Origin of the sequence: Allokutzneria sp. NRRL B-24872, assembly GCF_002155965.1 — a bacterium.
Classification (GTDB): domain Bacteria; phylum Actinomycetota; class Actinomycetes; order Mycobacteriales; family Pseudonocardiaceae; genus Allokutzneria.
The window spans coordinates 1-11,505 of record NZ_MUMH01000111.1 but is presented as its reverse complement, the minus strand read 5'-3'; the positions used below and the strand labels follow the sequence as shown (position 1 = coordinate 11,505).

Genomic DNA, 11,505 nt, shown 5'->3' with positions numbered 1-11,505 from the left:
GTGGCGAGCTCCTTCGCGGCGTCGGGCCAGTGCGGGTGGGTGAAGGAGAAGCCTGCGTCGAGGAGTCGGCCGGGGATCACTCGGCGGCTCTTCAGCAGGAGTTCGGTGTCCGAGCGCATGACGAGCGCGCCGACCTCGGCCATCAGCTTGGTCGCGGGAAGGCCCACCGGAATCCGAAGCGTGGAGCGCAGGGTGCGCATCAGTTCGCGTTGCGGGAGCGGGTTGGGCGCGGCGAGGTTGACCGGGCCGTCGAGGTCCTCGCGCTCGATCAGGAAGATCACCGCGCGGAGGAAGTCGCGGTCGTGAATCCACGACACGTACTGGGCGCCGCCCGCGACCGCGCCGCCGAGCCCCATGCGCGTCATCGTGCTGAGCACGGAGAACACGCCGCCGCGCGCCGGGCTCATCACCATGGCGGTCCTGAGGGCGAGCTTGCGCGTGTTCGGCGTGTTCGCGCGCTCCTGCTCGGCTTCCCACGCCTTCGCGATGTCCACGCTGAACGCCCAGTAGCCGGGCACGCCGGGTTCTGAGCCGCCGATCACGCCCGTCGCCTCGTCATTGGGGGCGTCGTGGCGGTGCGCGTAGATCGTGGCGGTGCTCATCTGGAGCCAGACCCGCGGCGGGCGCTCGGCGCGCTCGATCGCCTCGCCGACCACGCGCGCGGAGTCCACCCGCGAGTCCATCATCTGCCTGAGGTTGGCCTGCGTGTAGCGGCAGCTCACGCTCCGCCCGGCGAGGTTGACCACGGCGTCGCAGCCGTCGATCTCCTTCGCCCACGGCCCCAGCGCGCGGCCGTCCCACGCGACCTGGCCGGGTCGGGGCCGCCTGCTCAGGACCACGACCTCGTGGCCGAGCGCGGTCAGCTCGCGGTCGAGGAACGCGCCGACGTGACCGGTCCCACCGGGTAGCACGATCTTCATGTTCTGCTCCTCCGTCATCGTCCGACGCGAGCGTACGCCACGTTTGAGCGATCGCTCAAAACAGGCCACGATCAGCGGATTCAGTGCTGGCCACAGTGGCTTCAGCGAAGGTCCCTGGGCTCGTACAGTCCCGCCGGTGACCAGCTCGCCGTCCGCGCTGCTGCCCGTGCTGCGCAGCGTGTCCCAGTCCTGCCCGCAGCCGTCCTCGCTGCCGTTCCGGCCGGTGATCGGCGGCGTGCTCACGGCGACGCTGGCTGAGGTCGGGACCACGTCGCGGGACATCACCCACGAGCTGGTCGGCACGCGGTGCTTCGACGCGATGATGGCTTCGGCCTGCGACAACCTGATGGAGACGGCGACCTACCAGCGCTCGGAGGAGTGCGGGGGCGCGGTGCTCGCCGTCGAGCGCCCCGGTGGCCTCGCGGCGTCGGTGGTGGCTTCGCGCTACCTGCGCGACCTGCTCGCCCACGCGCTCGGGCCGGGGCCGCACCTGGTCGCGCTGCCGTGCCCGGACACCTTCCTGGCGACCCCCGTCGGCTCCGGGATGACGTGCAGGCTGGAGTGGCTCATGCGGAGCTCCGGGTGCGGCTCCGCCGCGCTGACCCCGAGCCTGATCGCGGTCGAGGACGCGGGGATGCGGGTGGTCGCCGAACGCCCGGCGCGCTGAGGACCACACACCCGCTTTCCCGTGCTGCGGTTACGCTGCTCGGGGCCATTTCCCGAACCCGACCGGCAGGTGCGCAGCCCCGACATGCTGAACCTCTTCGCCCGCGAGACGGTCTCGCGTGTCACAGATCCGATCGGCGCGTGGCTGGTCCGGCTCGGCCTCACCCCGAACGCGGTCACGGTCGCCGGCACGGTCGGCACCTCCGCCGCGGCGCTGTGGTTCTTCCCCAGGGGCGAGCTGTTCGTCGGGACGGTGATCGTCACCCTCTGCACGTTCTTCGACCTCATCGACGGAGCCATGGCGCGCGCGATCGGCGGGGGCACCCCGTTCGGCGCGGTGCTCGACGCCACGTGCGACCGGATCGCCGACGGCGCGGTGTTCGCGGCGATCGTGTGGTGGGCCTTCGCGGTGGAGAACGACCGCTCCGCGGCCGTGGCGGCGTTGGTGTGCCTGGTGTCCGCGCAGGTGATCTCGTACGTGAAGGCGCGCGCGGAGGCCACCGGGCTCACGGCGGACGGCGGCCTGGTGGAGCGCGCGGAGCGGCTGATCGTCGCGCTCGTCGGAACCGGGCTGCACGGGCTGGGCGTGCCGTACGCGGCGCCGATCGCGCTGTGGCTGCTCGCGGCGCTCGCGGTGATCACGGTGGTGCAGCGGATCATCGCGGTGCACAGGTCGGCGAGATGATCGAGGCGGCGCTGGCGCGGCGCGTCGAGCTGGCCCGGGAGATCGTGGCCACGCCCGGCGCGTTGGAGCCGGACTTCGTGCCGACCTTCGCCAAGGCGGTCGACGACGCGCAGGTGGGCGGCCCTGCTGAGCAGAACGAGCTGAGCTTCCTGATCTCGTGCGTGGACCGCACGCGGATCGCGCCCGAGCTGTGGCGGCGGATGGCCGACTCCGAGCGCGAGTTGCGCGCAGTGCTGCCACCGGGATTCGACCTGCCGGACGTGGTCGACCCGGCCGTGTTCTTCGAGCCCCGGCACTCCGCGCGCGTGGTGCTGGTCGACGCCGAGGACCGCGTGCTGCTGTTCCGGGGCCACGCGCCGGAGACCCCGGACAAGCCGTTCTGGTTCACCATCGGCGGCGGCATCGAGCCCGGCGAGGACCCGCGCGCAGCGGCTGCCCGCGAGCTGACCGAGGAGACCGGTCTCGTCGCTCCGGTAAGCGAGCTGATCGGCCCGGTGTGGGTGCGGCGCGAGCAGTTCACCTTCGGCGGCAAGGACGTGGACAGCGTCGAGCAGTTCTTCCTGCTGCGCTGGGCGAAGACGTGGGAGATCGACACCTCCGGGTTCACGCAGCTGGAGGTGGACACCATCGAGCACCACCGCTGGTGGAGCGCGCGCGAGCTCGCCGCGACGCGGGACCGGGTCTACCCCGTCCAGCTGCGCGAGCTGCTGCCCGAAGTGCTTGGCGGCGCGGAGTTCCGGACCGTCCACTAAGGACTGCTGCGTTGCTCCGGCAGCGGGTCGTAGTGGCTGAACCGGCGCGTGAAGCTGGCCGTTCCCGAGGTGAGCGAGCGGAGGTCGATCGCGTAGCGGAGCAGTTCGGTCTCCGGGACCTCGGCGCGCACGAGCGTGGTCCCGGCGTGCTCCTCCTCTCCCGGCTCGGTGCCCACCACGCGCCCGCGCCGCGCGGAGAGGTCGCCGAGCACGGTGCCCAGGTGCTCGTCGGGCACCCGGACCGCGACCTCGTCCAGCGGTTCGAGCAGCGTGATCCGGCCCTGCGCGCCGGCTTCCTTGAGCGCCAGCGCTCCGGCGGTCTGGAACGCGGCGTCGGAGGAGTCGACGCTGTGCGCCTTGCCGTCCACGAGCGTCACCCGCACGTCCACCAGCGGATACCCGTCGCGCAGACCCTTGCCGAGCTGCGCGCGAACGCCCTTCTCCACGCTCGGGATGAACTGGTGCGGGATCGCCCCGCCGACGATCCGGTCGACGAACTCGAAGCCCGAGCCCCTGGGCAGCGGCTCCACGACGAGGTCGCACACCGCGTACTGGCCGTGCCCGCCGGACTGCTTCACGTGCCTGCCGTGACCCTTGGCCTGGCCGGCGAAGGTCTCGCGCAGCGGCACGCGCACGGTCTCGGTGTCGATCTCCGCGCCGCCCGCGCGCAGCCGTTGCAGCACGACGTCGGCGTGGGCCTCGCCCATGCACCACAGCACGAGCTGGTGCGTCTCGGGATTGCGCTCCAAGCGGAGGTTGGGGTCACCAGCCGCGAGCTTGGCGAGGTTGCGGGACAACGCGTCCTCGTCGCTGCGGCTGTGCGCGATGACCGCGATCGGCAGCAGCGGCTCCGGCATCTCCCACGGCGCCATCAGCAGCGGGCGGGACGGGTCGGAGACGGTGTCGCCGGTCTCCGCCGAGGAGAGCTTCGTCAGCGCGCACAGGTCACCGGCGACGCAGAACGGCACCTCGCGCAGGGTCGATCCGAGCGGGGAGTAGATGTGCGCGACGCGTTCGTCGGCGTCGTGGTCCTCGTGGCCGCGCTCAGCGAGTCCGTGCCCGGAGACGTGCACCGGGCGCTCCGGGCGCAGCGTTCCGGAGAACACGCGCACCAACGAGACCCGGCCGACGTAGGAGTCCACGGCGGTGCGCACGACCTCAGCGGCGAGCGGGCCGTCCGGATCGACCGCGAGCGCCTGCTCCCCGGTGCCGTCGACGTTGGTCACGCGCGGCGGCCGGTGTTCGAGCGGAGACGGGAAACCCCTGGTCATCGCCTGCATCAGCTCGCTGAGCCCGACCCCGGTCGCCGCGCACACCGGCAGCACGGGGTGGAAGGAGCCGCGCGCGACCGCCTGCTCCAGATCGGTGATCAGCGTTGCCTGGTCGATCTCCTCGCCCGCGAGGTAGCGCTCCATCAGGGACTCGTCCTCGCTCTCGGCGATGATCCCCTCGATCAGCTCCGCGCGGGCCTGCTCGATGCGCTCCGCGTCGTCCTCGTCCGGGACGTCCGCGACCGGCTCGCGTCCGCCCGAATAGTCGTAGAGCCTGCCGGAGATGAGCCCGACGAGCCCGCTCACATCGCCGTCCGCGCTGGTCACGGGCAGGTAGAGCGGGAGAACTCCGGAACCGAACGCGGCCTGGCACGCGGCGATCTCCGCTTCGACGGCAGCGCGCGGATGGTCCAGGCGCGAGACCACGACGGCCCTCGGCATGCCGACCGCCGCGCACTCCTGCCAGAGCGCGATCGTGCTCGCGTCGACCCCTTCCGCCGCGCACACCACGAACAGCGCGGCGTCGGCGGCGCGCAGGCCCGCGCGCAGCTCACCGACGAAGTCGGCGTACCCGGGGGTGTCGATCAGGTTGACCTTCACGTCGTCCGCGGGGAGCGGGGCCACCGACAGCGCCACCGACCGCTGTTGGCGCACGGCCGCCGGATCGTGGTCGCAGACCGTGGTGCCCTCGGCCACCGACCCCGTTCGGGTGATCACCCCCGCCGCGGCCAGCAGCGCCTCGCACAGCGTCGTCTTGCCCGCCCCGGACGGGCCCACGAGGGCCACGTTCCGGATGCGGGCGGGGTCGGTCACAGCGACCGCGGCCCCGGAGGTGCCGTTCTCGGTGTTCTTCGTTCCCATCGCACTCGGCCTCCCGGAATGGTTCGGTGTGGCCGATCTCACACCCTGTGCGAGGTGCTGACAAGCTCGTCCGACGCGGACCGCCCGCCCGGACGAGCGCGGTGTGTGACGGTCCACGTCCCGGACACCGAAACGGGGTAAGACCCGGACGTAGGATGCACGGGTAATCCGCCGCGAGCTCTGCCGAGACCCGCCTCGCGGGGGCGAGCATGTAGTTGAAAGGGCCAACCGTGACCTCCAGTGAGACCCCCCGCGCTGAGGCGGACCAGGTGACCGGTACCGCCCGGGTCAAGCGCGGCATGGCCGAGATGCTCAAGGGCGGTGTGATCATGGACGTGGTCACGCCCGAGCAGGCCAAGATCGCCGAGGACGCCGGCGCCGTCGCCGTCATGGCGCTGGAGCGCGTGCCCGCCGACATCCGCGTGCAGGGCGGCGTCGCCAGGATGAGCGACCCGGACATGATCGACGGCATCATCGCCGCCGTCTCCATCCCGGTGATGGCCAAGGCCAGGATCGGGCACTTCGTCGAGGCGCAGGTGCTGCAGTCCCTCGGCGTGGACTACATCGACGAGTCCGAGGTGCTGACCCCGGCCGACGAGGCCAACCACATCGACAAGTGGCCCTACACCGTGCCGTTCGTCTGCGGCGCCACCAACCTGGGCGAGGCGCTGCGCCGCATCGCCGAGGGCGCGGCGATGATCCGCTCCAAGGGCGAGGCCGGCACCGGCAACGTGGTCGAGGCGACCCGGCACATGCGTCAGATCCGCGCCGACATCCGCCGGCTCAGCGTGCTCGACGAGGCCGAGCTCTTCGCCGCCGCCAAGGAGCTGCGCGCGCCGTACGATCTGGTCAAGGAGGTGGCGCAGGCCGGGAAGCTGCCCGTCGTGCTGTTCACCGCCGGTGGTATCGCCACCCCGGCCGACGCCGCGATGATGATGCAGCTGGGCGCCGAGGGCGTGTTCGTCGGCTCGGGCATCTTCAAGTCCGGCGAGCCGGCCAAGCGCGCCGAGGCGATCGTGAAGGCCACCACCTTCCACGACGACCCCGACGTGATCGCCAAGGTCTCCCGCAACCTGGGCGAGGCCATCGTGGGCATCAACGTCGCCGAGCTGCCGGAGAACCAGCGCCTGGCCACTCGCGGCTGGTAATCGCGTTCCCCTCCGCCCCCGACGTCCCGCAGTGTCCACTGTGGACGTCGGGGGCGGAGTGCTGTCAGGGGGTCACCACATCGACATGCCGTCCAGCACCCGCGCCACCATGACCGGGTGATCGGAGGCGGGGACGGCCAGCGCCTCCTCGTGGGTCGGGTAGCTGGTGCCGTCGTGGACCCGGAGGTAGCGCTCCGACCGGGCGTGGACGTAGAACCGGCCGTTGTGCTGGCCGCAGGTCTTCTCGACCGCCGGCGTGCCTGAGCCGGTCGGAGTCCACTCCCGGACGACGGCTCCGTTCACGACGATCGCGGCCTTCTCCAGGAGGTAGAGGCACGAGCGCGGGTTGGTGAAGACGCCCGAGTGGTAGCCCTCGGCGAGCTGCCCCGAGGCGTTCCCGTCCGCGGGCGCGACCCACGCGCGGCTGAGCTTGTCGTCGTTGACGAAGAACCACTGGACGCGCGGCTCGTCCACGTCGAACGGATCGAGCCAGTCGGCGGCGGGGAACTCGAACCCGATGGCGGTCTGCATGCCGCCATCCTCCCCGACCTGCATACACCCTGGTCGTGGGGCCGTTCGGCCGAACGACAGCGGGACAGCGGCCGGTCAGGATTGATCATCCGACCGGGGAGCCGCCGTGGAAGAGCGAAAGACCTCGCCGCCAGCGGGCACGACGGTCCGCTTCGCGCTGCTGATCGCGTTGGCGGTCGGCGTCACCGTGCTGGTGTACCTGCTGGTGATGCCGCCGGGCATGTTGTTCAACTACGGCGCGCAGGTCAAGTGCCAGGTCGTGTCGGGCTTCTACATCGACGACCAGGACATCAGCCCGTTCCAGGTGGACCGGATCGACGCCAACGCCCACCGGTTCCGCGAGTGCATGGCGCAGTACCTGCCGCTGCGGCTGCCGTGGCTGGCCGGAGGACTGCTCGGGCTCGGCGGCCTCGCGGCGCTGATCTACTTCTCCTTGCCCCGCTGGCGAATCCGGCGGCGCGGTCTGGTGCCGCTCAGTCTCACGCCGGAGCTCGCCGTGGAGCTGGACGGGCTCGTCGAGCGCGCTGGGCTGCGGAGAACGCCGGTCTTCCTGGTCGATCCGGTCAACTTCAACTGCGGCGGAGTCGCGTTCGGCACGCGGCGGCAGCCTTGCGTGTGCCTCGACGCGGGGCTGGTCACCCGGTTCCGGTGGGACCCGGCGTACTTCCGCGTCGTGGTGCTGCACGAGCTGGCGCACCTGCGCAACAACGACGTTCCGGTCACCTACCTGACGATCGCGGTGTGGCGGGCGTTCCTGGTCGTGGGTCTGGTGCCGTTCCTCGCAACGACCCTCGACCCGTGGCTGACGAGCACCACGCCCTTCGCGTCGCCGTTCCCGTTGTGGGGCAAGGGATACCTGTTCGGCATCGTGCCGATCTTCATTCAGGTCTTCGCGCTGGTGCTGGTGGTCCTGTTGTCGCGCAACGCGGTGCTGCGCTCACGGGAGTACCACGCCGACGACCGCGCCGCTGACTGGATCGGGCGCGACGAGCCCGGTGCGGTGCTGGCGACCGTTCGCGCCTCGAAGCACTGGTGGGGCGGCCTCATCAGCAAGCATCCATTGCCGGGCAAGCGGGTTCTCGCGGTCGCCGAGCCAGTTCGCCTGCTGCGCCCCGGTTTCTGGGAAGCCGCCGCAGCGGGCGTGGCGATCCAGATCGCCTGGCGAACCGTGCTGATCGCGCTGACGAACATCGGGCAGAGCGGGTCGTTCGCCATGGGGTTGCTGGGGGCCGTGTGGGGAGCGATCACGGCCGTGGTGCTGCTGTTCGCCGGAGCCAGGTTCGCCGCGTTCCGCGCTGGAGGTGGATCGCCGCGCGTGCTCATGCTGACGCCGATCGGCATCGCGGTCGGTCTGTGGTCCGGCCAGTACATCGGCGTGTTCAGCGCGCCGCCGGGGATCACGCTGCTGGAGTTGGCAGTGGTCGCCGTGCTCGTTCTGGTGCTGGCGGCGCTGATGTGGTGGGTCGCGCACTGTGCCGACCTGATCCGCGAACTGGAGCGCCCGCGCGCTCGGGTGCTCGCGTGGGTCGCGGTGGTCGGAGCGATCTTTTCCTTCTGCTCCAGCGGGTTGAGCTGGATGAGCACACCATCGGTCACCGGCGGCGCGCTGATCAACACGTTGGGGCCGTTGGGCGTTGGGGTGGAGCGGCTGGTCGACAGCGCGCGGTGGACGGTGCTGGACGACGCGCTCAACTCCTTCCTCGGCGCGCCCCTGCTGCACCTGTTCATGGGGGCTCCACTGGTGACGGCTCCGCTGGTGCTGGGCTGGGCGATCCCCTTGGTGCTGCGGCGGAACGAGCCCGTGGGGACGGCCATCCGGGCCGGCGTGCTCGGCGCGGCGGCCTGGCTCGTCGTCGAGCTCGTGCTCCGAGGCGCCGCGGGTGCCAGTGTCGGTGACGCGCTCCGCGTCTCGGACGGCTTCCGGTGGGTGCTGATCCTGTGGGAGAACAGCGCCCTGCTCCTCGCGCAGTTCGTGGTCGTCGTCGTCCTGACGGCACGCGGCGTGCGAGTGGTCACGGCGTTGTTCGGCGCGGCGGTGACCGCGCTGTCGGCCGTGCTGGTGCTGGCTGTGGTGCGCTCGGTGGAGGGCTGTTTTCCTTCACTGGTGGTGTTTTCCGGCGAGTGCGTGCAGACCGTGTCGCTGTCCGTCCCGGCGATCTGGCTCGGCCTGCTGGTCGTGGCCGGAGTGGTCGTGCTGCCGATCGCCCTGCTGCTGGGCCGTGTTCTGCGGCGCGGCTCCGAATTGACCACTGTGGACAGTCTGGACAGTCGGCGGATTCGTCTGGTTCCTGTTGCGGTGGCCGGGATCGTGGTCGTGCTGCTCGCGCTCTACCGGCCGAGCGACGGCCCCGGTCCGATCGAGGAGGTCACCGCCGCCGAACGCGGAGTGCCGCTGGCCGAGAGCGAGCGGGCCCTGCGGACGTGGGCGCGAGGGGGCGGCGCCGACCACGTCCTCGCGCTGATGCGGCACGCGGAGGAGTACCGGGAAGCGTTGCGGCAGAAGGACCCCAGGGCTTACCTGCGAGCTTGCGTGGCGCTCGTCACGGCCAGCGAGCAGGCCAGGAAGTTCCCCGCGCCGCCGGGTGGCACCAGTTCGCGGCTGTGGTCCTCCGCCCTCGACGAGTACCACGCCACCGGCGCCGTCTGCCGCGACGTGATGACCGACGTCGACCTCCGCCCCGGCCGCCTGGAGCTCTCCGGCGCGCACCTGCACAACGCCACCGAACTCCTCATGACCTTCGGCCAGCCCCTCATCGACAGCTAGATGTGCTCCATGACGAGGACCGCGACCGTGCCGGGTTCGAGGGCTTCGTAGAGGTGGGGGACGTCGCCGGGGAAGGACGCGTAGTCACCGGCGGCCAGCTCCACGACGTTGCCGACCGGGCCGGTGCGGACGGAGCCCTTGCTGACCACCATGTGCTCGACCGAGCCGGGGATGTGCGGGTCGGCGTTGCGGATCGCGCCCGGCTCCAGGGTCAGCACGTAGATGTCGCGTCGCGCGCCGGGCGGGCAGGCCGAGAGCAGGGTGCCGGTGTACTGCGCCTGCTCGGAGCGCATCACCGGGCCCTCGCCCGCGCGCACCACGCGCACGCGCGGCGTCGGCGGGTCGACGAGTCGGCTGAAGGGCACGCCCAGCGCGACGCCGAGCGCCCACAGCGTCTCCACGCTCGGGTTGCCGCTGCCGGACTCCAGCTGCGACAGGGTCGACTTGGCGATGCCGGCGCGCTTGGCCAGCTCGGTCAGCGAGACGCCGACGCGCTCGCGCTCCCGGCGCAGTGCCGCCGCGATGGTCTCCAGCGGCGAGGTGGGATCGGCCACGTGTTCGCTCCATCGGTCCAACTGTTCGCCTTGACGAACACCCGATCGAGTGTTCACTCTAGTAGGCGATGCGTTCGATATGGCGAACAATAGACCGCGAGCTGGTGCGTGACGTAGCCGCCCTGGCCGCAGCCGTCGCCGTGGTCGGGGCGTCCTTCGGGGCGCTGGCGATCGCGGCCGGAGTCCCGGTGTGGATGGCGTCGGTGATGTCCCTGCTCGTCTTCGCCGGGGGCTCGCAGTTCATGGTGGTCGGCGTGCTCGCGGCGGGTGGGACCCCGTTCGCCGCCGTCGCCGCCGCGCTCCTGCTCAACCTGCGGCACCTGCCGTTCGGCCTGGTGGTCGGCGACCTGCTCGGCCGCAACCGGGCCGCCCAGCTGCTCGGCGCGCACATCATGATCGACGAGTCCGTCGCGTTCGCGATGGCGCAGCGCGATCCGCAGCGCGCGCGTGCGGCCTACTGGCTCTGCGGCATCGCGCTGTTCTGCGCCTGGAACCCGGCCGTCCTGGTCGGCGCCTACCTCGGCGAGGCGATGGGGGACCCGGCTGATTTCGGCCTCGACGCGGCGTTCCCCGCCGCCCTGTTCGCACTGCTGCTGCCGCAGCTGCGCGAACCGGGACCCCTGCGGGTGGCGATCGCGGGAGCAGTGCTCGCCGTGGCCGCGACGCCGTTCCTGCCCGCGGGGGTCCCCGTGCTGGTCGCGCTGCTCGGCGTGGTCTTCGCCCTGCCCCTGCCGAAGAAGCTGGAGCGCACCCGATGACGCTGACCACCGTGCTTGTGCTGGCGGCGGGCACCTATGCGATCCGGATCGGCGGCGTGCTGCTGCGCGAGCGCTACTCGGTGCCCGACCGCGTGCGCCGGATGTTCGCTTTGTCCGCTATCGCGCTGCTGGCCGCGTTGTACGCCACCAATGGTTTGGTTGACGGCGAAGGATTCGCCGGGTGGGCGCGTGCCCTAGGTGTTGGCACCGGTGCGCTACTCGCGGTGGCCAGGCTGCCGTTCGTCGTGGTGGTCATCGGCGCGGCTCTGACCACTGCTGGCCTGCGGATGATCGCTATTGCTTAGGCATTACTTGAGAAAGGCATGATTATCACTGTGCGTGTCGAATCAATTCGTAATATTGTCCGCGTTTCCTCTTTTTGAGGGGGTGCCGTACTCTCCCGGCTGACGTGGGGTTACTTTCCTCACCACTGTGTCGCCGGTGTCGAGGCCAGGCGACGCCTAAGGGATGTCTCGTAAAAGGGTGTTGTGGTTGCCGCTGCTCGGTGTCTGGTGTCAGCCGGTGAGTGCGAGGTTCCGCAGATACGCGATCCCGGAGGCCGTAGAGCCGAGGGTGGAGGCGGCGCGGCGGTAGT

The 11,505-nt window shown here is 71.0% G+C and carries 11 protein-coding genes; 7 read left to right on the top strand and 4 right to left on the bottom strand.

The genetic code is table 11. From position 1 onward, the window contains the following. A partial coding sequence (locus tag CCN37_RS26630) for a TIGR01777 family oxidoreductase (RefSeq protein ID WP_086825960.1) occupies window positions 1–920 on the bottom strand: 920 nt, incomplete at its 3' end. A 136-nt stretch (window positions 921–1,056) separates the two neighbouring features. Between CCN37_RS26630 and CCN37_RS26625 the strand changes: the two genes are divergently transcribed. The 3 genes from CCN37_RS26625 to CCN37_RS26615 all read left to right on the top strand — a co-directional run bounded on the left by CCN37_RS26625 (window position 1,057) and on the right by CCN37_RS26615 (window position 3,023). Beyond that, window positions 1,057–1,587, top strand: a complete 531-nt coding sequence (locus tag CCN37_RS26625) for a hypothetical protein (RefSeq protein ID WP_086825957.1) — start codon at window positions 1,057–1,059, stop codon at window positions 1,585–1,587. 84 nt (window positions 1,588–1,671) lie between these two features. Further along, window positions 1,672–2,271, top strand: coding sequence for a phosphatidylinositol phosphate synthase (gene pgsA / locus CCN37_RS26620; RefSeq protein ID WP_086825955.1), 600 nt, complete (start codon window positions 1,672–1,674; stop codon window positions 2,269–2,271). Beyond that, window positions 2,268–3,023 (top strand): NUDIX hydrolase, encoded by a 756-nt coding sequence (locus CCN37_RS26615; protein ID WP_210408216.1) that lies wholly within the window; start codon window positions 2,268–2,270, stop codon window positions 3,021–3,023. The genes pgsA and CCN37_RS26615 overlap by 4 nt, the downstream gene beginning before the upstream one ends. Here the strand turns inward: CCN37_RS26615 and CCN37_RS26610 are convergent. Next, entirely contained in the window at window positions 3,020–5,155 is a 2,136-nt protein-coding gene (locus CCN37_RS26610) for an elongation factor G-like protein EF-G2 (protein WP_086825953.1), read from the bottom strand. The two genes, CCN37_RS26615 and CCN37_RS26610, sit on opposite strands and share 4 nt — an antisense overlap. A 230-nt stretch (window positions 5,156–5,385) precedes the next feature. On the opposite strand from CCN37_RS26610, the gene pdxS reads away from it, so the two are divergent. Next, a complete protein-coding gene (gene pdxS / locus CCN37_RS26605) occupies window positions 5,386–6,303 on the top strand; it encodes a pyridoxal 5'-phosphate synthase lyase subunit PdxS (RefSeq protein ID WP_143261824.1) in 918 nt (305 codons plus the stop codon). A gap of 72 nt (window positions 6,304–6,375) precedes the next feature. Here pdxS and CCN37_RS26600 read toward each other — a convergent pair whose 3' ends face one another. Further along, the gene (locus CCN37_RS26600; protein ID WP_086825949.1) at window positions 6,376–6,834 is read right to left on the bottom strand and encodes a hypothetical protein; all 459 of its coding nucleotides are present in this window, start codon (window positions 6,832–6,834) and stop codon (window positions 6,376–6,378) included. A 106-nt stretch (window positions 6,835–6,940) separates the two neighbouring features. Between CCN37_RS26600 and CCN37_RS26595 the strand changes: the two genes are divergently transcribed. Then, the gene (locus CCN37_RS26595; RefSeq protein WP_086825947.1) at window positions 6,941–9,598 is read left to right on the top strand and encodes a M48 family metalloprotease; all 2,658 of its coding nucleotides are present in this window, start codon (window positions 6,941–6,943) and stop codon (window positions 9,596–9,598) included. Here the strand turns inward: CCN37_RS26595 and CCN37_RS26590 are convergent. Further along, entirely contained in the window at window positions 9,595–10,152 is a 558-nt protein-coding gene (locus CCN37_RS26590; protein WP_086825945.1) for a helix-turn-helix domain-containing protein, read from the bottom strand. The genes CCN37_RS26595 and CCN37_RS26590 overlap by 4 nt on opposite strands. Window positions 10,153–10,256: 104 nt before the next feature. Here CCN37_RS26590 and CCN37_RS26585 point away from each other — a divergent pair, with 104 nt between their 5' ends. Both CCN37_RS26585 and CCN37_RS26580 read left to right on the top strand, forming a co-directional pair. Continuing rightward, entirely contained in the window at window positions 10,257–10,910 is a 654-nt protein-coding gene (locus tag CCN37_RS26585) for an AzlC family ABC transporter permease (protein ID WP_371505071.1), read from the top strand. Beyond that, window positions 10,907–11,215 (top strand): AzlD domain-containing protein, encoded by a 309-nt coding sequence (locus tag CCN37_RS26580; protein WP_086825941.1) that lies wholly within the window; start codon window positions 10,907–10,909, stop codon window positions 11,213–11,215. The genes CCN37_RS26585 and CCN37_RS26580 overlap by 4 nt, the downstream gene beginning before the upstream one ends. The last annotated feature ends 290 nt before the right edge of the window (window positions 11,216–11,505 follow it).